This window comes from Nonomuraea sp. SYSU D8015 (assembly GCF_008065375.1).
In the GTDB taxonomy this organism is placed as follows: Bacteria; Actinomycetota; Actinomycetes; order Streptosporangiales; family Streptosporangiaceae; genus Nonomuraea.
The window spans coordinates 1,177,842-1,196,924 of sequence record NZ_VJYI01000002.1 but is presented as its reverse complement, the minus strand read 5'-3'; the positions used below and the strand labels follow the sequence as shown (position 1 = coordinate 1,196,924).

20 protein-coding genes and 1 pseudogene are annotated in these 19,083 nt (G+C 70.1%); 13 read left to right on the top strand and 8 right to left on the bottom strand.

The window, feature by feature from the left end; all coding sequences use genetic code 11:
* Window positions 1-6: 6 nt before the first annotated feature.
* On the bottom strand, window positions 7-1,305 hold the full coding sequence (locus ID574_RS15135) for an extracellular solute-binding protein (RefSeq protein ID WP_188189412.1): 1,299 nt from the start codon (window positions 1,303-1,305) through the stop codon (window positions 7-9).
* 253 nt (window positions 1,306-1,558) lie between these two features.
* Here ID574_RS15135 and ID574_RS15130 point away from each other — a divergent pair, with 253 nt between their 5' ends.
* From ID574_RS15130 to ID574_RS61545, 5 genes and pseudogenes are all read left to right on the top strand, one after another.
* The gene (locus tag ID574_RS15130; protein WP_188189411.1) at window positions 1,559-2,164 is read left to right on the top strand and encodes an RNA polymerase sigma factor; all 606 of its coding nucleotides are present in this window, start codon (window positions 1,559-1,561) and stop codon (window positions 2,162-2,164) included.
* Entirely contained in the window at window positions 2,161-3,072 is a 912-nt protein-coding gene (locus ID574_RS15125) for a CU044_5270 family protein (protein ID WP_188189410.1), read from the top strand. The genes ID574_RS15130 and ID574_RS15125 overlap by 4 nt, the downstream gene beginning before the upstream one ends.
* A gap of 170 nt (window positions 3,073-3,242) precedes the next feature.
* Window positions 3,243-4,256, top strand: coding sequence for a threonine aldolase family protein (locus ID574_RS15120; protein ID WP_223166692.1), 1,014 nt, complete (start codon window positions 3,243-3,245; stop codon window positions 4,254-4,256).
* Between the two features lie 125 nt (window positions 4,257-4,381).
* Window positions 4,382-4,534: pseudogene (locus ID574_RS62755) on the top strand (MmyB family transcriptional regulator); the annotation flags it as partial.
* A 13-nt stretch (window positions 4,535-4,547) separates the two neighbouring features.
* Window positions 4,548-4,679: a hypothetical protein gene (locus ID574_RS61545; RefSeq protein WP_262495985.1), complete on the top strand. Its 132-nt coding sequence runs from the start codon at window positions 4,548-4,550 to the stop codon at window positions 4,677-4,679.
* 42 nt (window positions 4,680-4,721) lie between these two features.
* Here the strand turns inward: ID574_RS61545 and ID574_RS15110 are convergent, their stop codons facing one another.
* Window positions 4,722-4,931 (bottom strand): three-helix bundle dimerization domain-containing protein, encoded by a 210-nt coding sequence (locus tag ID574_RS15110; protein WP_188189407.1) that lies wholly within the window; start codon window positions 4,929-4,931, stop codon window positions 4,722-4,724.
* Between the two features lie 392 nt (window positions 4,932-5,323).
* On the opposite strand from ID574_RS15110, the gene ID574_RS15105 reads away from it, so the two are divergent.
* Both ID574_RS15105 and ID574_RS15100 read left to right on the top strand, forming a co-directional pair.
* On the top strand, window positions 5,324-5,827 hold the full coding sequence (locus ID574_RS15105; RefSeq protein WP_188189406.1) for a DoxX family protein: 504 nt from the start codon (window positions 5,324-5,326) through the stop codon (window positions 5,825-5,827).
* Window positions 5,828-6,011: 184 nt separating this feature from the next.
* The gene (locus ID574_RS15100) at window positions 6,012-7,439 is read left to right on the top strand and encodes a ricin-type beta-trefoil lectin domain protein (RefSeq protein WP_223166691.1); all 1,428 of its coding nucleotides are present in this window, start codon (window positions 6,012-6,014) and stop codon (window positions 7,437-7,439) included.
* A 37-nt stretch (window positions 7,440-7,476) separates the two neighbouring features.
* On the opposite strand, the gene ID574_RS15095 is transcribed toward ID574_RS15100, so the two are convergent.
* On the bottom strand, window positions 7,477-8,541 hold the full coding sequence (locus ID574_RS15095; RefSeq protein ID WP_223166690.1) for a LacI family DNA-binding transcriptional regulator: 1,065 nt from the start codon (window positions 8,539-8,541) through the stop codon (window positions 7,477-7,479).
* Window positions 8,542-8,661: 120 nt separating this feature from the next.
* On the opposite strand from ID574_RS15095, the gene ID574_RS15090 reads away from it, so the two are divergent.
* The 3 genes from ID574_RS15090 to ID574_RS15080 all read left to right on the top strand — a co-directional run bounded on the left by ID574_RS15090 (window position 8,662) and on the right by ID574_RS15080 (window position 11,545).
* Window positions 8,662-9,285, top strand: coding sequence for a CAP domain-containing protein (locus ID574_RS15090; RefSeq protein ID WP_223166689.1), 624 nt, complete (start codon window positions 8,662-8,664; stop codon window positions 9,283-9,285).
* Between the two features lie 103 nt (window positions 9,286-9,388).
* Window positions 9,389-10,510 carry an amidohydrolase family protein gene (locus ID574_RS15085; protein ID WP_223166688.1) on the top strand — a complete coding sequence of 374 codons (1,122 nt, stop codon included), beginning with the start codon at window positions 9,389-9,391 and terminating at the stop codon, window positions 10,508-10,510.
* Between the two features lie 459 nt (window positions 10,511-10,969).
* Window positions 10,970-11,545, top strand: coding sequence for a DUF1062 domain-containing protein (locus ID574_RS15080; protein WP_223166687.1), 576 nt, complete (start codon window positions 10,970-10,972; stop codon window positions 11,543-11,545).
* Between the two features lie 57 nt (window positions 11,546-11,602).
* On the opposite strand, the gene ID574_RS15075 is transcribed toward ID574_RS15080, so the two are convergent.
* Window positions 11,603-12,310, bottom strand: coding sequence for a GntR family transcriptional regulator (locus ID574_RS15075; RefSeq protein ID WP_188189404.1), 708 nt, complete (start codon window positions 12,308-12,310; stop codon window positions 11,603-11,605).
* Window positions 12,311-12,383: 73 nt separating this feature from the next.
* On the opposite strand from ID574_RS15075, the gene ID574_RS15070 reads away from it, so the two are divergent.
* From ID574_RS15070 to ID574_RS15060, 3 genes are all read left to right on the top strand, one after another.
* Window positions 12,384-12,815, top strand: a complete 432-nt coding sequence (locus ID574_RS15070) for a VOC family protein (RefSeq protein WP_188189403.1) — start codon at window positions 12,384-12,386, stop codon at window positions 12,813-12,815.
* Window positions 12,816-13,158: 343 nt separating this feature from the next.
* Window positions 13,159-13,995 carry an SAM-dependent methyltransferase gene (locus tag ID574_RS15065; protein ID WP_188189402.1) on the top strand — a complete coding sequence of 279 codons (837 nt, stop codon included), beginning with the start codon at window positions 13,159-13,161 and terminating at the stop codon, window positions 13,993-13,995.
* A 178-nt stretch (window positions 13,996-14,173) separates the two neighbouring features.
* Window positions 14,174-14,539 (top strand): ATP-binding protein, encoded by a 366-nt coding sequence (locus tag ID574_RS15060; protein WP_188189401.1) that lies wholly within the window; start codon window positions 14,174-14,176, stop codon window positions 14,537-14,539.
* A gap of 56 nt (window positions 14,540-14,595) precedes the next feature.
* On the opposite strand, the gene ID574_RS15055 is transcribed toward ID574_RS15060, so the two are convergent.
* The 4 genes from ID574_RS15055 to ID574_RS15040 form a co-directional block, all read right to left on the bottom strand.
* On the bottom strand, window positions 14,596-14,799 hold the full coding sequence (locus ID574_RS15055; RefSeq protein WP_188189400.1) for a cold-shock protein: 204 nt from the start codon (window positions 14,797-14,799) through the stop codon (window positions 14,596-14,598).
* Window positions 14,800-15,091: 292 nt separating this feature from the next.
* Entirely contained in the window at window positions 15,092-16,567 is a 1,476-nt protein-coding gene (locus ID574_RS15050; RefSeq protein WP_188189399.1) for an FAD-dependent monooxygenase, read from the bottom strand.
* Window positions 16,568-16,685: 118 nt separating this feature from the next.
* Window positions 16,686-17,471 carry a lytic polysaccharide monooxygenase auxiliary activity family 9 protein gene (locus ID574_RS15045; RefSeq protein WP_188189398.1) on the bottom strand — a complete coding sequence of 262 codons (786 nt, stop codon included), beginning with the start codon at window positions 17,469-17,471 and terminating at the stop codon, window positions 16,686-16,688.
* Between the two features lie 200 nt (window positions 17,472-17,671).
* Window positions 17,672-19,066 (bottom strand): hypothetical protein, encoded by a 1,395-nt coding sequence (locus ID574_RS15040; protein ID WP_188189397.1) that lies wholly within the window; start codon window positions 19,064-19,066, stop codon window positions 17,672-17,674.
* Between the last annotated feature and the right edge of the window lie 17 nt (window positions 19,067-19,083).

Sequence of the window (19,083 nt, the reverse complement as noted above, 5' to 3'; positions counted from 1 at the left end):
CGGTGATCACCCCGTTCCCGTGCCGAGGCTCTCGGCGTACGCCTGCACGCTCGCGGCGGCCTTCTCGGCGGTCTGCTTGCCCTTGGCCACCGTTTCCATCTCCTTCCCCAGCCGGGTCGCGACCTGCTGCCAGGTGCTCACCTGCGGGAACGCCTGGGTGTTCTTCAGCTGCGTCAAGAAGGCGTCGAGGAGTGGCTGGCCCTTGATGGCCGGGTCGTCCCAGGCGGACACGACGGCCGGCAGCGAGCTGTACGCCTTGTACTGCGCGACCTGGGTGCTCGGCTGCGAGATGTACCGGATGAGCTTCCACGACGCGGCCGCGTTGCCGCTGGTGGCGAGCACGCCCCAACTGCCGCCCGCGGAGAAGGAGACGCTGCCGGACGGCCCGGACGGCAGCGGCGCGGTCGCGACGTGGGACGCCGTCCAGCCGGTCTTCTTCGCGGCGGTGTCGAGCTGACCGATGACCCACGGGCCCGTGATCATGGAGGCGGTCTTGCCGGCGACGAAGTACGGCTGCGCGTCGAGGAACGTGGGCCCGCTGGTGTCGGCGACGCCCGAGGTGAAGAACGACGCGTTGAACTTCAGCGCCTGGACCATCGCCGGCGTGTCGAGCGTCCACTTGCGGTCGGAGGAGAGCAGCGAGCCGCCCGCCTGCCAGGCGTACATCGCGACGTCCTGGCCGTTGAAGATGTCCCAGCCGATGTCGGCCCCGAGGCCGCGCCCGGCGCCGGCGCCCTGGAGCGCCTTGAGGAAGGGCACCATCTCGTCCCAGGTGGCCGGCGCCTTGACACCCGCCTTCTTCGCCAGGTCGGAGCGGTAGACGAGGGCGTAGGTGTAGGCGTACCAGGGCACCGTGTAGGCGACGCCCTTGACCACGCCCGCGTCCCAGAGGCTCTTGAAGAAGGCGCCCGGCTCGACGAGGCCGTCCGGAACGCGCTGCAGGATCGACGAATCGAGGAACTGCGCCTGCGACTCGGGGAAGAACTGGGCGACATCGGGTCCATTGCCTGCCGCGATCGCCGACTGGAGCTTGGTGTAGTACTCGGCGTTCGGGATCAGCGTGAGCTTCACGGTGAGGTCCGGGTTGGCGGCCTTGAAGGGCTCGATGACCTTCTCGAGCACGTCGGCATCGCCTTGGGCGGCCCAGACGTTGACGGTGCCGGTGGCCGGGGACTCGTCGATGGGCTTGGCGGTGCCTGTCGCGGCAGTGTCATCGCCGCGCCCGCAGCCCGCCAGGGAGAGGGTGCAGCTGAGAGCTATGCCGGCGGTCAGCCGTAGGGCACCGCGTCGGGAGAGGTTGGACACTGGGGGGCTCCTGTCACATGAAGGCGCTGACCATGGTGTGGCAATTTTCGGCGGAAGTAGCGTTTTTGATCAGAAGGACCGATGGCGCCTATGCAGCTGTTACGGACGGTAGGTACGGCACGTTTCGGCCGTGCGGCGGACTCGTCACGGAACAATTTCGGAACTTGTAGCAAAATCCCTTCGCCACAGATGGAACCGAAGCCCCGGCTCATGCCAATTACCTCTGTTCGAACAGGAACAGCGAGAGGCAAAGATGCGACATGAGAGCTGGCCGGACGCGCCGCCCTGGCCACCCACCGCCGAGCCCGCCGAGAGCACCCGTCAGGTGGCCGACCGGTTCGCCGAGCTGTTCACGCAGCACGGGCCAGGGCTGAAGCGCTACGTCGTCCGGCGGCTCGGTCTGGAACCCGCCGACGACATCGTGGCCGAGACGTTCGCCCAGGCGCTGCAGCACCTGGAGTCGTACGACGTGACCAGGGGCGACGAGCGCTCGTGGCTGTACGGCATCGCCACCAACCTCATCGGCCAGCACCGCCGCAGGGAGATCGCACTCTACCGGGCACTGAGCCGCACGGGGGCGGACTCGGTGACGGAGCCGTTCACCGACGAGGTGGAGCGGCGGGTGACGGCAGGCGCCGCTCGGCGACGGCTGGCCGGGGCGCTGGCGGGGCTCTCACGTAAGCACCGCGACACGTTGCTGCTGGTGATGTGGGCGGACCTCACCTACGAAGAGGCGGCACAGGCGCTGGGAGTGCCGGTCGGGACGGTGCGCTCGCGCATCAACCGGGCCAGGTTCGCGCTCAGGCGGTCTCTGGCCGGGCTGGACCCGGCGGCCGAGGACGAAGGAGCAGGCAAGTGAACGAGTTCGACCTCCTGAAGAGGATGCGTGATGAAGTGCCCGACCAGACCGACCTGCGTGGAGTGGAGCTCCGTCTGGCGGAGATCCGGGCGGGACGCCCGCCCACGCGCCGTCGCCGCCTGCCCCGGCTGCGGTGGGGACTCGCCCTGGTGGCGTGCACGGCGGCGGTGATCGCGTGGCAGGCCGTCCAGGGTGGCACGACGCGGCAGGACGTACGCCCGGCGGTGGCGAACCGGGGCACCGCCGCGGTGGTGCTGGAGAAGGCGGCGCTGGTCGCGATGCGGACCAGGGCCACCGAACCCCACCCCGACCAGTGGCTCTACATCAAGCAGTCCCAGCACATGGCCGGAGGCGACCTGCCCACGAACGAGATCTGGCACAAGCTGGACGGCACCAAGACCGCCACTCGCGCCAAGAACGGCGAGCTGAGGATCGCGGACGCCGAGAAGGGGCCGACGCACCCGGGCAAGACGCTCCAGGAGCTCCAGGCGCTGCCCGCCGACCCCGACGCCCTGCTCGAGCACTTCCGCACCATGGAGCGGGATCTCACCGCGCTGTCGATCTGTCAGCCCGAATGCCCGGCGGGTACGGAGCGAGACGTGAAGGCGTTCGGCGCGATCGGCTGGTACATGAGACATGGCGCGCTGGTCCCGCCGGACAAGGCGGCGGCGATGTACCGGGCGCTGGCCAAGATCCCGAACGTCACGATCGAGGAGAACGCCACCGACGGGGACGGCCGCACCGGCATCGGCGTCGTGCTCGACCTGGGACCGGCGGGCAAGGGCTCCTACATCCTGGATGCCAGGGACTACCGCTACCTCGGGCTGAAGGTGCAGCGGGACGGGATGACCTCGACGATGTCCGTGCTCGGCACCGGCATCGTGGACGAGCCCGGCCAGACCCCCTGACGGGCCGCACCCTCCCTGCCGCGGGATGGTGCCCGGTACCCCTATACCGTATACTCCAACGCAATTGCCTGTTATTTGCAACAACCTAGGGGTTGCATATGTCGGACACAGCCTCGCCCGTTCGGCGGTCGTTGTTTCTCCACGCACCGATCCGGCGTAAGCCGCGCATCATGCTGGAGCGGATGCTCGAGCTGGTGGACGAGGACACCCCGCCGGACGGCTCCGACGGACCCGTCGCCGTGCTGGAGCGGCGGCTCGCCGACCTCCTCGGCAAGGAGAGCGCGTTGTTCTTGCCCAGCGGGACGATGGCGCAGCAGGTCGCGTTGCGCGTGCACGCCGACCGGCGCGGGCGCCGCGCCTTCGCCGCCCACCCGCAGTCGCATCTGGACGTATGGGAGGAGCAGGGCTACAACGCCGTGCACGGCCTGTGGATGCGTCGCACCGGCGACCTGAACGAGCTGATGACGGCCGACGATCTGGCGGCCATCGGTGAGCCGCTGGCCGCAGCCGTCTGGGAGTTGCCGCAGCGAGACCTCGGCGGTCTGCTGCCGGAATGGGACGACCTCTGCGAGCAGGTCGCGCTCGTCCGCGCCACCGGCGCCGCCGCGCACCTGGACGGCGCCCGGCTCTGGGAGGCCCAGACCTACTACCGGCGGCCATTCCACGAGATCGCGGCCCTGTTCGACACGGTGTACGTCTCGCTCTACAAGAGCTTGCAGGGAGTGCGCGGCGCCGTGCTGGCCGCGGACGCCGCCACCCTGGACGCGGCCCGGGTGTGGCGGCAGCGGCTCGGCGGCGGCATCCGTGACGCCTGGCCCCTGGCCCTCGCCGCCCTGGTCCATCTCGACGACCTGGGCTCACGCATGCCCGCCTACCGGGAGCATGCGATCGCCATCGCGGCGGCGGTCAACGCCGACAGCACAGCCCACGCCTACCCCGACCCGCCCCAGACGCCGATCTTCCACATCCATCTGCCCGCCTCCAGGCGAGCCGTCGAACAGGCCGGCGCGGAGATCCTCGCCGAACGCGGCATCCAGCTCTGGGGTCGGGTACGGTCCTCGCCGGATCCATCGCGCTGCAGCTTCGAGGTCACAGTCGGCGAGAACGCCATGGAGTTCACCCCCGACGAGGTGGTCACCCTCCTCCACGACCTCCTGGCCCGCGCCGGGGCCGGCCCGCGCTAGCCGACCGTGAGCGCGTTCGTTTCGTTCGTTCAGAGGCCCGGCCAGGCCCGGGTCGCGGGCCTGAGGCGTGACGACGAATTGGCTTGCCTGCGCTGCCGGAGAACCGCCGCACGCTCTCGCACCTGATGTTCAGCGAGCCCTACCTGCGCGAGTTGCACCGCACCGGTTGGGAGCGGGCAGCGCGCGAGCACGTGGCGCATCTACGCGTACTGCTCGGGCGGTATCGCGGGGACTCCGGACTCGCGGCGCACATCGACCACATGCGGGCTCTGTTGCGCGGACTACGCGCGGATGCCTTTGCACGGCGAGCTCGTCGCGCTGCCGGAGGGGCCGTCGTGCTGCGGGCTGGACCTGTTCGCCGCCGAGCCGGGCTCGGCATCTGAGCAGGCGCTCCGAAAGCTCGGGACCCTCCTGACGCCCTAGAGCTCGCCGGGTCAGGCGCGTGGTCCTGAGCGGCCCGGCCGGTCAGGCGACGTCGCCGCGCAGGATCTCCTTGGAGTCGTGTTCCACCAGCACGGGGATGAAGTCGCGGACCGGGCTGTCGGCGAACTTGCCGTAGGCCTTCATCACCGCCGTCTCCACCTGTTCGGGCGTGTGCGTGCCGGCGAACATGGCGGACAGACGGGTGACCACGCCCTCGATCGCCGCCCGTTCGTGATCCTGATCGCTGGCCATGGCACCTTGATAGCACGGTCCGACACTCAACTTAAAGAGCGCCTTACAGGAATAAATCAGTCACGCTTGGCGGGCATCGGGCAGCCGTAGATGCGCGTATCCGGCTCGGCCGTCAGTCACGGCATGCAGCAGAGAGCTGAGAATCGGCCACGGCATCCACCAGTGCCTCGGGCACCGGCTGCGCGGCGGATTGGACATCTACGGCCCGTTGAAGCTCCCGGTCACCTGGTAGGCGCAGCCCCTAGGGGAACCCTTAAGCCTGGGGCGGTATGCGCCGCCCCCGCCGTACACGCGACGATGTAGGGCAACTGACTCCCCCAGCCGGACGTTCTCCGCTGCCGATTTCGCGAGTCTTGTCGCAGACGAAAACGACATCAGCAGGGGAGCACACCATGACCGCCGCCATCGAGAACATGATCTCCAAGCTGGCCGCCTGGCTGGCCCGGCACAGCATCGACGTCCTGCGCGTCAGCCTCGGGCTGGTCTTCGTGGCCTTCGGCACCCTCAAGTTCTTCCCAGGAGTCAGTCCGGCCGAGGCGTTGTCGGTGGCCACGCTGGAGAAGCTGTCTTTGGGAATGCTGTCGGGCTATGCCGCACAGTTCGTGATCGCCGCCATGGAGGTCTTCATCGGCCTCACGCTGGTGACCGGCAAGCTGCTGAAGACCGGCCTGGTCGTGATGGCCGGTGCGCTGGCCGGGTTCTTCGCACCGTACGCGCTGTTCTTCACGAACCTGTTCCCGGGCGCGCCGACGCTTGAGGCGCAGTACATCTTCAAGGACATCGTCCTGGCCGCCGCGGCCATGGTGATCGGCGCCCGCGCCCTGGGCGCCCGCCTGGTCACCGCCAACGACCGCACGACGCGGATCCACGAGCTCCGCCGGCGCGTGGCCGCCTAGCAGGACCCACCGACGCGACCGTGCCTCCCGGACCTGGTTCGGAAGGCACGGCCGCTTTTTGACATCTCACGTACCGGATGTTGACACGGTGACTCCGGCCCCTTCAGTATCCCTTCAATGGTTGCGCAACCATCACGTCCCTCACTCCATCCCCGTGAACCCCCCTGAAGGAGGACGTATGCGCATGGCTGCGCTGACACGCGGGCTGGTCCCGCGCGCGATGGCAGCGGCCGTCCTGCTGGTGAGCCCCCTCGTCATCGCGCTCACCCAGCCGGCCGCCGCGCATTCCCGCGGAACGAGCGAATTCCGCGGAGTGAACTGGGCCGACCCGCGGGACAACTACGCGGCCGACGCCGTCGTGCCGACCGGCCTGTCCACCTCCGACGACTACGCCACCACCCACGCCAAGGCGAAGCGGATAGTCTCGGGATTCCGGTCCGCCCTGGACGCCAACACCGTACGGATGCCGATCAACCCCTCCAGCGTCGGCACCGCCTGGTGGTCCTCCTACACCGGCGCGATCGACGCCGCACTCGGCCGTGGAATGAAGGTCATCCTCAGTTACTGGGAGGCCAACACCAGCAAGGACGGCAAGATCGACGACCCGGCGGCCTGGAAGGCCATGTGGGACACCGTCGTCCGGAAGTACGGCAAGCACCCCCGCGTGTACTTCGAGCCGATGAACGAGCCGTTCGGCTACAGCCTGGACGAGTGGGTCACGATCAACGTCGACTGGCTGGCCGCGTACCGCCACGTGCCGCGCGGCCGGCTCATCGTCAGCGGCACCGGGTACAACGACGACGTCACCGGGGTCGGCGCCGCGCCCGAGCTCAAGGGCACCCTGCTGTCGCTGCACTTCTACGGTTTCTGGGCCAGTCACACCACCGAGGCCGAGTGGCGGGCCAACCTGGTGCCCCGGCTGGGCGAGTACGCCTACCGCACGATCATCGACGAGGCCGGTGCGCCCATGACCACCGGGCTCAACTACGGCGCCTGGAACGGCAACATCTACACCTCCTACTTCGCCGCCGTGACCAACACGGCCCGCGAGAACCGGATGGGCCTGGTCTACTGGCCCGGCCTCCGTGCCGGGGACGCCTACTCGCTGCTCTCCCAGAACGCCGACGGCAGCCTGACGCCCAACAGCGCCACAGGTCTCGCCCAGCTCAAGTGGGGTTGGGGCTTCGGGGACGAGCCGCCCGTCAACGACGACCCGCCCGCCCCGCCCGGCGAGGTGATCAGAGGGGTCGGCTCGAACCGCTGCGTCGACGTGCCCGGATGGAGCACGGCCAACGGCACCCAGCTCGATCTGTGGGACTGCAACGACGGCGCCAACCAGTCGTGGAACCACACCGCCGACGGCACGTTGATGGTCTACGGCAACAAGTGCATGGAGATCGGCGGCGACGGCGTCTCGCCCGGCAGTCCCGTGCAGATCAACGACTGCACCGGCACGCCCGCCCAGAAGTGGGCGATCAACGCCGACCTGACCATCACCAACCCGGCGACCAACCTGTGCCTGCAGGCCGTAGGCGCCGGAACGGGCAACGGCACCCTGATCGACGTGGGGACCTGCAACGGCGGCACTCACCAGCAGTGGAAGCGCTCATAGGGGTCGTCGGCACGGCCTGACCCGGCGTGCCGCCGGGTCAGGCGGGCGGTGGAGGCGCGGTGCTCTGCCGTACGACCAGCGAGGTCGGCACGATGTGGGTGCGGAGCGCGCCGGTGTGGTGGCGGATCTCCTCCAGCAGGCTGTCCACGCAGAGCCGCCCGATCTCGTCGAAGTTCTGGCGGACGGTGGTCAGCGGTGGCCAGAACGAGTCGGAGTCCTCCATGTCGTCGAAGCCGACCACGCTGACCTCGCCCGGGATGGACCGCCCGGCCTCGTGGAGGGCCCGCATGGCCCCGAGCGCCATCTGGTCGTTGGCGGCGAAGATCGCCGTGACCGACGGGTCCGCTGCCAGGGTCTTGCCGTGCCGGTAGCCGGACCTGGTGGTCCAGTCGCCGCCGAGCACGCGCGGCGGGCGGATGCCCGCGGCCCGCAGGCTCTCCCTCCACGCCTTCGCCCGGGCGGCGGCCGCGAACGACCGCGCCGGGCCGGAGATGTGCCAGACGTTGCGATGCCCCAGCGACAGCAGGTGCTCGGTGGCCAGCCGCGCGCCGCCCGCCTGATCGCTGTCGACCACGCAGAACTCCGACGCGCCTCCTGAGTCGGCCACCACGATCGGGATGCCGGGCGGCAGGGACAACTGCTCGCCGCCGAGCAGCCGGGCCTCCACGATGACGATGACGCCGTCCACGGCCTGCATCTTCAGCCTGGCCACGGCGCTGTGCACCTCGTCCTGGCTGGTCGAAGGGGCGGTCAGCAACGTCACCGCATAGCCCTGGCGTTCGGCCGCCGCGAGCGTCGCCGCGACGGTGCGGGCGTTACCGTACGTCGCCATCGTGAACGTGATGACGCCGATCGTGCCGAATCGGCCGGTGGCCAGGGCGCGTGCCGCGGTGTTGGGCTGGTAGCCCACCTGCGCCATGGCATCGAGCACCTTCTTGCGGGTGGACTCCCGTACCGTGTCCTGGGCGTTGGCCACGCGGGAGACGGTGATCGGGGCGACGCCCGCGACGCGGGCCACGTCGATCAGCGACGGCCGCTTCCGCGGCCCCATCGGCTTGTCAGTCAACGCCGGCTTCTCCTGCGGGTTCGGGTGCGGCGCCAAGTGACCATGGTATCGGCAACGCTGGGTCGACTGAGTAGGGCTTACTCATGCCCGCGGCCTGGGGCCGCCGTATCACTGAAGCGCACGACGAGAAGGGCATCGACACACAAGGAGATCAGGGTGAATCGCCAGATCCGGTTTCTCGAAGCCGCCGCCATCGCAGGAGTCGTCGCCTTGGCCGTCCCGGCCCTGAGCGGCACGGCGAACGCGTCGGCTCATGCCGCGCCCGGATGCGACGTCGCGGCGGCGTACTACGACACGGCTCCTCAGAGCGGCAACATCGCCATGGTGAGCCAGGCGGTGCACTGTCTCATCGACGCCGAGCGCGCCAAGGCCGGGCTGGCCCCACTCGCGCGCAACGGCTCGCTGGATGCCGCGGCGGCCTCGCACGCCGGTGCCGCCGCGAGCTTGAAATGGTGGAGCCCGGGGGCGAATTCGCACGTCAATCCGTATACCGGCTCGACTCCGGGCAGCCGCATCACGGCCGCGGGCTACTGCCCGAACCCCACCTCGTGGGCTTACGCCGAGACCACGTACACCGGATGGGGTCCCGGCTACGGCACCCCGCGGGCCGCCGTCCACTGGTGGGTGAACGTCAGCACGTACGGCCACCGCCAGATCGTCCTGAGCCCGACGATGACCGACGTCGGCATCGGGGTCGCGGCGGGCTCGGCGAACCCGGCCGGCGCCGGCGCCGGCGCCGGCGGCACCTACGTGGTCGACTTCGGGCGCTGCCAGAACTGACGATCACACGGGGATGTACGGATCCCAGAGGACACATCAAGGCGACGACCCCGGCCACGGTCGGGGTCGAGCGCTCGAACGCCCTCTTCGGGATCATCCACGCATGAGCGTACACAGGTGTCCGGCGGGGAAGCCGTCCCTTGTGACCGAGCCCATGCACCTGCGCGGCATCGCCCTGCCGTCGGAGGAGGCCGTAGAGTTCTGGGTCAGGGACGGCCTGCTGACGGATGAGCCGGTGCCGGGCGCCACGACCGTCGTGGACGGCGGCTGGCTGCTGCCCGGCCTCGTGGACGCCCACACCCATCCGGGCGCGGAGCAGCCTGGCGATCCGCTGGACGCGGACCTGCTCCGGCGGCACGGCAGGGAGCACCTGGCGGCGGGCGTGACGCTGCTGCGGGTGCCCGGCTCGGCGGACCGCCTGCCGAGCTGGTACGGGACGGAGCCGGACCAGCCGGACGTGGTGTCCGCCGGTCGATGGCTGGGGCTGCCCGGCATGTTCTACGAGGGCTGGGCACGGCACGTCGGCGAGGCGGAGCTGGCCGGCGCGGCCGTCCAGGAGGCGCTCGCCTCCGGCGGCTGGTGCAAGATCTACGCCGACTGGGTGGTCGACGAAGGCGGCCTGGACGGTCCCCACCTGCCCGCTGACCGGCTGGCCGAGGCCACCCGGCGGGTGCACGCCGCGGGAGGGCGGGTGGCCGTGCACACGCAGACGGCCGAGGGAGCCAGAGCGGCGGTCGAGGCCGGGGTCGACAGTGTGGAACACGGCCTCGGCCTCGAACTCGACCTCCTGGACCGGATGGCGGCCCAGCGGACGGCGCTGGTCCCCACGTTCACCGTCTGGCGTACTTTCGAACAGGTCGCCCGTGCCTCCCGTTCCACCCGCTTCCGCGACTGGTTCCGCGCCGCCCACGCCCGGTTGGGGCCGCTGGTGTCGGCCGCGTACGAGGCGGGCGTAACGGTGCTCGCCGGAACCGACAGTTACGGGACGGCCGTGCTGCCCCATGGGAGGGTGAGCGGCGAGGTGCACCACCTCGCGGCGGCGCCGATGCCCGTCGCGGCGGCGATCGGTGCGGCGTCCTGGACGGCACGATGCTTCCTGGGCTTTCCCTGTCTGGAGCCGGGAGCGCCCGCGGAGGTCGTGGCCTATGGCCATGATCCCCGTGCCGACCCGGGAGTCCTCGGCCATCCGGCGCGCATCGTCCACCGCGGCCGCCTCGTCAGATGACGGCCTCCTGACGCCTCACCGCCGGGCGAGCGTCGCCAGGCTACGCGCCGCCGTTGGAGGGGGACCTGATGGCGGTGTCGCCGACGGTGTTCGCCGCTCCGCGTGGTCTCTTCAGTCAGGACTGGTTTCCCGTGGTCTTCTGCACGCTGACCGACGGCACCCGTGCGTGTATGCCGGCATGCGCTGCACCCTCAAGATCACCTAGCGGGAAAATGGATTGCGGGCTCTGCAGGCGCATCCCTAGTCTGCCGAGCGGCAGCATCACCACGACATCTCGAGGACGACTGCGTGATCCCTCCTGCTCTCATCGCCTGACATTTCTCAAGCGCATCGGTCGCCGACGACGTCGGCCCACCGGGCTGCATGGGCCCGGCTCTTCAGCGTTCCAAGCCGCGTGCACTGCGGCTTTTGTCAGGTCTTTGAGAGTTCATGTCTTCACAACCTCATATCGATCATGTCGTGCTGCCCTGGGTCGTACGACGCACCCGCCTGCCGCTGCTGACCCTTCGCTGCCCTGATTGCAGGACGGCGAAGGCCACCACGAAGGACGGCAGGTTCCGCGTCAACGCCAACGGCAAGCTCCTCGACGTATGGCTCCTGGTCAACTGCGTCGCCTGCGACCGGACCACCAAGCTGGCGGTCCACGAGCGCATCGCCGTCCGGTCCCTGGGCACGGCCGGGCTCCGTGCGTTCGAGGCCAACGATCCTGCGCTCGTCGCGCAGACGCTGCTGGATCCGCTCTTCGCCCGGCGCAATCGCCTGACACTCGACTGGGACGGCGCCTGGCGGCTGGACACGCCGGAAGGCCGGATCGTGGACGCCGCGTGGCCGGTCCGGGTGGAGGTCGTCTTCCTCGATCCCGTACCGGTCCGGCCAGGCCGGCTGATCGCCCAAGGGCTCGGCATCAGCAGGAGCGAGACCGCGCGCCGAATCAAGTGCGAGGTCCCGCTCGACCGCAGGACGAGCACGGATTTCCACTTCGTCCTCATGCCGGGCGATGGGCAGGACGCCTCTGACCCACCGGACCCCGGCTGATCTTCAGCGGCGCGGCGCCGGGCCTCGTTCGCAGGGGGAACGCGCACGAGGCCCGGCTCAGCGGTCGTCGCCGGGAGCTGGCCGCTCGGGTGAGATGGTGGCGTCGGCGAGCACGTCGAAGGCGTGGCGGCGGTGGGTGGCGAAGAGTTCGAGCGCGGCCTCGGCGTCGCGGGCGCGGAGGGCGGCGACGAGCTCGCGGTGCTCGCCCGGCAGGTGCTTGAGGTAGCCGTCGGCGCTGACGCGGATCCGGGTGAGCAGGAACAGGTACACCTGGGAGCGGAGCGCCTGCCACGCCTCCTCGAGGCGCCGGTGCCGGGCGGCGGCGTAGACGGCGTCGTGGAAGGCGATGTCGCAGCGCACCATCTCGTGCTCGTCCGCGGCCTGCTCCATGCGGTTGACCGTCTGCTCGATGGCCGCGATCTCCTCGTCCGAGGCGTACGTGACCGCCTGCTGGACGGCGAGGTGCTCCAGGGCGCCCCGCAGGCTGTGGAGCTCGGCGACGTCTTGGGCGGTCAGCGTGGTCACCGTGGCGCCGCGGTGCCACGCGCTGCGGACCAGGCCCTCGCGCTCCAGCCGCAGCAGGGCCTCCCGCACCGGGCCGCGGCTGACGTCGAGCGCCTCGGCCAGCTCCACCTCGCGCAACTGCGCCCCGGGGGCGTACGCGCCGCTGAAGACGGCGTCCCTGATGCGGTCCGCCACCTCCTCGGCGAGCCCCCTGCGACGGGCAGGCGCCACCCTGCCCTGCCGCTCCCTCATGGCCTCCATGTCTTAATGTTAACATTACGACATAGATCATCCGGCACGCCGCCGGACCGCGTTCAGGGAGGCGACCACGCCCATGACCGTTCTCGACTCGCCCATCCCCCGCTTCCACCTGGCCATGCCGGTTGACGACCTGGCGGCCGCACGCCGCTTCTACGGCGAGGTGCTGGGGCTGGAGCCCGGCCGCAGCGCCGACACCTGGGTGGACTGGAACCTGCACGGCCACCAGTTCGTCACGCATCTGGCGCCCGCCCGTCCGCAGCGGATCCACAACCCGGTGGACGGCCACGACGTGCCGGTGCCGCACTTCGGCCTGATCCTGACGATTCCGGAGTTCCACAAGCTGGCCGATCGGCTGCGTGCGGCCGGCGTCGAGTTCGTCATCGAGCCTTATGTACGTTTCGAGGGGCAGAGCGGTGAGCAGTGGACGATGTTCCTGCTCGACCCGGCGGGCAACGCACTGGAGTTCAAGGCCTTCGCCGACGACTCCCAGGTCTTCGCCGTCTGACGATCATGAAGATGGTCCGGATCGGCGGACAGCCGTCCCCGCCTCTTCCCGCCGCACGCCCCGGGCGCTCGGACGGGCCGCTGCCCGCCGGCACGACGGCCGGACACCCGAGCGCCCGCCGCCATGGAGCGGATGACCTGGGGAGATGCCGTGCGACCCGAAGCACGATCTCAGCCACGGACACCTGTCGCGAAGATTCTGGTAACAAACATTTCCCGAAATAACCGGTCTATCGTATTGTCATTGACTGGAATTGTTGGAACATATGGTCAGAGTCATTGAGTGAGGTCCATAGATCGCTTACCGCAAGAGGGTGGCGGCGAGGGGAAAGGGGACAACGCTCATGCATGACCGTGCTGTCCGAAACCTGGCCAAGCTCGATACGACGCAAGCCAGAATCACGCGGATATTCGACGCGGCCGCGGGCGGGAAGAACAACTTCCTGGCGGACAAGGACACGGTACGTCATTTCGATCAGGTGACCCCTGCCTTCACCAACGCGGCCCGCGCCGTGCTCCAGTTCCTGACCCGGGTCGTACGCCACCTGGCCGCCGTCGAAGGCGTCGACCAGTTCATGATCGTGGGGAGCGGAGTCCCCAGCGGCTTCTCGGCGGGACACCGGTTGCACGACATCGCCCGCCGTGCCTCGGCCAACCCGGACCTCCGCGTCGTCTACGTCGAGAACGACCCGATGGTGGTGACCATGGCGCAGGCCACCATCGAGCCCTTCACCGACCTGGTCCGCGTGGTGGACGGGGACGTGCGGGAGATCGACGAGATGCTCCGTGAGCACGTGGTCCAGACGTTCCTGGACTGGGACAGGCCCCTGGCCGTGCTGCTGCTCTCGACGCACAGCCTCGGCGACGACGAGTACGCCCACTACGTCGTCAAACGCCTCCGGCACACCGCGCCTGCGGGCAGCTTCCTCGGCCTGTTGCACACCACGTTCGACGGCATCCCGGCGGAGCTGCTGCCCGCCATCCGCGCCACGCTCGCCATGACGCTGCCGGGCCTGGCGATCCGCTCCCGGGAAGAGGTCGCGGCCCTGCTGGAGGGGCTCGACCTGATGCCGCCCGGGCTGGTGTGGGTCCCGCAGTGGCGTCCCGACGAGCGTGGCCTGGCCTGTGCCGACGCGCCGACTTCATCGGGCAATTACGGCGCCGTGGCCCACATTCCCTGAGGAATCGGCGGGATCTCTGGACGCCTGCCAAGACACGGAATCGCAACAATCTCGACCGAACCGGATTCACAAGAGTGAGCCTGGACATTATCGTGCCATTGGGAGCGCTCCCAACCCGAGAGATGTGATGCATATGCACCTCCACCCCGGCCCCCTCCCGGCCACGCCGGTTCGCTCGGTGGAGTACCTTCTGCCCTCGGTGCCGTCCGGTGTCGGCAAGGCGCGCTCCCTGGTCCGGGCCGAGTTGACCGGCTGGGGCCGGGAAGACGTGATCGACGACTGCCTGCTCATCATCAGCGAGCTGGTAACCAACGCCGTCCGGTACGGGGGATCTGCGTACGCGCTGCGCCTGGAAGACCGCGAGGACCGGCTGTACGGCGAGGTCTTCGATCCGGGCGACGGCGAGCCCCGCCCGTGCTCGCCGGACGTCGAGGCGCTCTCGGGCCGGGGCCTCCAGATCGTCGCGGCCATCGCCGACGACTGGGGAGTGACCGCGGCGAACGGCGGCAAGGTCGTGTGGTTCTCGGTCCTCGCCCCCGCCTGACGCGCGATCGGGCCCGGACCGCCGAGCGGACCGGGCCCGATCGGGGCATGGCGTCGTCAGGTGGGAATGATGTTCTCCGCCTGCGGGCCCTTCTGGCCCTGGACGATGTCGAAGGTCACGTGCTGGCCCTCCCGCAGCTCGCGGTAGCCCTGGGCGGCGATGTTGGAATAGTGGGCGAAGACGTCGGCGCCGCCGCCGTCCTGCGCGATGAATCCGAATCCCTTTTCGGCGTTGAACCACTTCACGGTGCCGGTTGCCATGTCGATCTCCTTAGATCGGCGCTGTGCAGGAACCCGCACCTCGCGGGTCCCCCAATGTCGCCGTAATGCCCCATCCGGAAATGACCGGCGAAATAAGAAATGCACCTGAAGTCACAGGGTGCCAGGCGCACACAACATTCATGGGAACCACAACTGCAACAGTTTCACGCTATCACGCATCAGGCTCAGGAGCAGCGTACGGAAGAACACGTCACGGCGGCGGTGGCGCACCGTACATATCCGGACAAATCAGGAGACCGGCCCCCGCCGACGTCTCCCGGTACATGCGCGATTACCAGCCCGCCTGAGCGGGCTCCCCTCCGCGCGAGGCCCCGGCGGATCGCTGCCCGAACCACTCCTCGACGGCCTCGAGCAGACCGTCCGCGCCCGCCCAGGCCACGTGGCCGTCCGGGCGGATGAGCAGGGCGTCGGCAGGCGGGTCGTCGGTGCGGGCCCGGACCACGTCGATCCAGTCGTGGTCGAGGGTGACGCCGCCACCCAGGTCGAGCAGGACGGGGCGGGCCGGGCGCATGAGCTCGGCCACCCGCCGTTCGCCCGTCTCCGTCGTCAGCGGCAGGTCGGGGGCCAGGCGGCCGACCAGGGGATGGCCCGGCTTCCCGTAAGGGAGGTCGGAGCCGTGCAGCAGCCCGGCGAGGTGACGGAGCGGCTGGTCGTAGGCGAAGAGCTCGGTGAGCAGGGTCCGCAGGGCGGCGCCCTCCTCGCCCGGCAGGCGTTCGAGTGCCGCCTGGGCGCGGGTCTGCATGAGGGCGCGTTCGGCGGCCGGGCGGCGTTCGGACTCGTACGTGTCGAGCAGGCCCTCGGGGGCCCGGCCGGCCAGCACGGCGGACAACTTCCAGCCGAGGTTGATCGCGTCCGTCATGCCGACGTTGAGTGCGGAGCCGCCCGCCGGGAACAGGTGGGCGGCGTCGCCGGCCACGAACACCCGGCCCACCCGGTAGCGCTCGGCCAGCCGGGCCTGGGCCACCGTGCTCGACAGCCAGATCGGCTCGCCCAGCGGCAGGTCCCTGCCGAGCACCCGGCGGACGGCCTCCTGGAACTCGGCGAGCGTCACCGGCCCCGCCTCACGCCCGCCCTGCTCCCGTACGCCCACGATGTGGACGCCGGGCTGGAGCGAGGTGAGGAGCAGGCGGCCGCCCGGCGTGCGGTTCCAGCCGGGCTCCAACCCGGCGAACGCGGGGTCTTCGAAGACGCCCGTCGCCGTGTCGGTGCGGAAGTGGCCGAGCCTCAGCAGCTCGTCGTCCGTGGTGCCGGGGAAGCCGATGCCCGCCAGCTCGCGGACCCGGCTGTGACCGCCGTCGCAGCCCACCACGTAGCGGGAGCGCAGGCGGAACCCCGCCCCCTCGGCCGTCACCCCTGCCTCCTCCTGGGTGAGCGCGGTCAGCTCGTGGCCCCACCGGACACGTACGCCGAGCTCGGCCGCGCGCTCGCCCAGCAGCCGCTCCAGGCGGGGCTGCTGGATCATCAGCATGCGGAGCGGGATCCCGTCCAGTCCGGCGAACCGCAGCGGGACCGACCCGAACGGGAACCCCGGCGGGACGCCGACGAACGGGCTGCCCGCGCTCAGGCGCTCCAGCAGCCCGCGGTGGTCCAGCAGCTCGACGATCTGCCCGCCCAGGCCGTTGGCCTTGGGCAGGTCACCGGGCTCGGCTCGCCTGTCGAGCACGACCGGACGGGCGCCGGTCAGGGCGAGCTCGCACGCCAGCATGAGGCCGACCGGCCCCGCTCCTATGATCACGACATCGTCCATGACTGTCAGGCTAGGTTGACAGCGATGTGTCTGTCAATCCAGCCTGACAAAGCCGCCGGCCGATGAGTCTGGCGGACTTCATCGACTGCTCGCCACGCTCGGGCGTGCGAACGAATACCTACGAGTCCAGCCGGCGACGCCGCCGGCCCGCGCGGAGACCCGTGATGACCGCTGCTCCAGTGCCCACCCCCAGCAGCGCGGCGACCCCGACCGGCCAAGGCACGCTGCTGCTACTGCTGGAGGTGGCGCTGACCTGGAGCGCCGCCGCCGGCCTGGCCCGGTTGGCGGCGGCGGCGCTGCTGAAGATCACGTCTGAGCAGGAGTAATACGTGTCCGGAGTGTCGGAGTTCTGCCAGATCGTGTATATGAGGTGGCGGCCCGTCCGGCCGGTGGGCATGCGGCCCTTGATGAGGTACGCGCCGTCGACCAGCTTCGGGTCCTTGGCCTGCAGGAACGGCTTGCCTTCCAGATCGGACCACTTCAGCGGCCCGGCGGGGTCGTAGCCCTTCTTCGTGACGTAGAAGCGGAACGTGCCCTTGTGCGGGATCGTCCCGCGGTACTTGAACGTGAACTGGACCCCGGGCTTGACGGTGGTGGCCGGCCAGTCGCGGCGGGCCAGGTCGAGCCCTCTGAACTCGGGGAGCCCGCCACTGCACAACTTGCCGTCCGGGATCATCTGCCGGTCCCGGCCCGCGACGTTCGACACCCGCAGGTTGTCCCACTCCTTGGGGAGGGCGGAGCCGGTCGTCTTCTGGGCCGCGCGGCAGGCCGCCGACCTCACGGACGTCTCGCCGCAGGCGGCCGCCCGGCTGAGCGGGCTCTCGAGCGCGCCGTGCGCGTCCGCGGGCCCGGCCACCAACGTCACCGACAGCAGCAAACCCGCGCCCAGGGCCGCGATCCGCACGTGCGCCTCCCCACCTCGGTTTCACGGTGAGGTACGGCGTCCCTGGATCAAAGGTTCACGTTTCCCCACAAATGCACCTCGCGGGCCCAGCCTGCGGTACGGACTCAGTCATGGCGTTCCCCGCTCCAGATCCGCGAGCGGCAGCCGGGCCAGCACGATCGGGGGCGCGGCTCGACCGGCTCGCTCCTGGGAAGCCGCTTTCAGCGCCAGGTGAGGGTGTAATCCGTGCCGGCCTGGGCGAGGAAGTCGTCGACGGCGGCAGGGGGCAGCGGGGGCGGCATCGGGTGGCGGGCGGGGAGTGCGCGATAGGCGGGCTGGTAGCGCAGGGAGCTGCCGGTGTCGGAGGGGTAGGCGCGGGTGTCCACACCGATGATCTCCGCCTGTTCCGTGGCGTACCGGCTGATCAGCTCCTGCCACTGCGGGATCGGCACGACGGCGGGCGACCAGAGTCCCTGGGAGAAGACATTGAGATGGATCGACCGGTACGGCTGCGCGGACCTCAGGTAACTGTCGAGCTCCTCGTAGTCGCTGCCCATGTTGAACCGCATCCAGAACGGCACCGACCCCGTACGCAGCATCCAGTGCGGATCCGCCTGCACGTACGACTCGACCACGAGCCGGTCGGCGGGCAGGTCGCGGCGGCGGTGCCACCAGCGGTACAGGTCGGCGACGAACGGGCTGAGGTCCTGCGGCTCGGGGAAGGACAGCCGGCGCAGCCGGTGGCCGTGCCGCTCGGCCAGCTCCTCCAGGTCGGGGACGATGGCGGCGTCAAGGCCCCACTCGGCCTCCGCGCGCTTGTCGTCCGGCTCGGGAGGCTCCCAGCGGCGGCGGGGCGAGCCCTCGTCCTCCAGGTAACGCGTGACACGCTCGTCGCCGTCGAAGTACTCCTCCTCCGTCAGCCCGCCCAGACAGCCGAACTGGAAGCAGCTCCGCTCGCCGGTCGCGGTGGAGCGCCAGGTCCTGGTGCAGTCGAGCAGGATGACGGTGCCTCCCTCGACCAGCCGCTCCTCCAGGAACCGCTCGTAGGCCCGGCCCAACCGCAGCCGTTTGAGCCGCATGTAGGCCATCGCCTCCAGCATCGGGCGGTCCTGCGCCGGATCGTGCATGTGGTAGACGGACAGGTCCGGGTTGTTCTCCGCGATCAGCCGGGCGGTCGGTGCGAGCGCGTGCATGGCCCCGACCGGGTCGTCGGGGTGCGTGGCCACGTCCCGCACCGCGACCAGCGTGGTCTGCGGCAGGAACGGCGCCCCGAGGGCGGCCGCCAGGTGGAGGGCCGCGCCGCTGGCCGCGCCGACGACCACGGCGGGGAAGGGGCCGGGCCCGTACTGCCGGACGACCCAGTGGTCCAGATCCTCCTGGCGGATCTGCCGTGCCCTCTGCAGCGGCAGCCCCTGGAGGTAACCCATGGCCCGGAACGTCAGCCGACGCACCCGCGCGGGCGGCGCCGTGGCCAGGGCCGCCAGCGTACGCGAGCCGGGCCCCACCGACATGGCCCTGTGGTCCTTGCCCCGCAGGAACCGGCCCAGTGCCCGCACCATGTTGACGGAGGAGTCGAAGTCGACCTGTTCCCGGGCGGCACGCAGGCGGCGGCGCATGGATGCTCCCTTCCTGC

Coding starts and splice junctions, on each gene's coding strand:
- ID574_RS15130 (WP_188189411.1), top strand. CDS start 1,559: ATGCGACATGAGAGCTGGCCGGACGCGCCGCCCTGGCCACCCACCGCC.
- ID574_RS15055 (WP_188189400.1), bottom strand. CDS start 14,799: ATGGCAACCGGCACCGTGAAGTGGTTCAACGCCGAAAAGGGATTCGGA.
- ID574_RS15110 (WP_188189407.1), bottom strand. CDS start 4,931: ATGGCCAGCGATCAGGATCACGAACGGGCGGCGATCGAGGGCGTGGTC.
- ID574_RS15070 (WP_188189403.1), top strand. CDS start 12,384: ATGACCGTTCTCGACTCGCCCATCCCCCGCTTCCACCTGGCCATGCCG.
- ID574_RS15065 (WP_188189402.1), top strand. CDS start 13,159: ATGCATGACCGTGCTGTCCGAAACCTGGCCAAGCTCGATACGACGCAA.
- ID574_RS15040 (WP_188189397.1), bottom strand. CDS start 19,066: ATGCGCCGCCGCCTGCGTGCCGCCCGGGAACAGGTCGACTTCGACTCC.
- ID574_RS15105 (WP_188189406.1), top strand. CDS start 5,324: ATGACCGCCGCCATCGAGAACATGATCTCCAAGCTGGCCGCCTGGCTG.
- ID574_RS61545 (WP_262495985.1), top strand. CDS start 4,548: ATGCCTTTGCACGGCGAGCTCGTCGCGCTGCCGGAGGGGCCGTCGTGC.
- ID574_RS15085 (WP_223166688.1), top strand. CDS start 9,389: ATGAGCGTACACAGGTGTCCGGCGGGGAAGCCGTCCCTTGTGACCGAG.
- ID574_RS15075 (WP_188189404.1), bottom strand. CDS start 12,310: ATGGAGGCCATGAGGGAGCGGCAGGGCAGGGTGGCGCCTGCCCGTCGC.
- ID574_RS15100 (WP_223166691.1), top strand. CDS start 6,012: ATGGCTGCGCTGACACGCGGGCTGGTCCCGCGCGCGATGGCAGCGGCC.
- ID574_RS15050 (WP_188189399.1), bottom strand. CDS start 16,567: ATGGACGATGTCGTGATCATAGGAGCGGGGCCGGTCGGCCTCATGCTG.
- ID574_RS15120 (WP_223166692.1), top strand. CDS start 3,243: ATGCTGGAGCGGATGCTCGAGCTGGTGGACGAGGACACCCCGCCGGAC.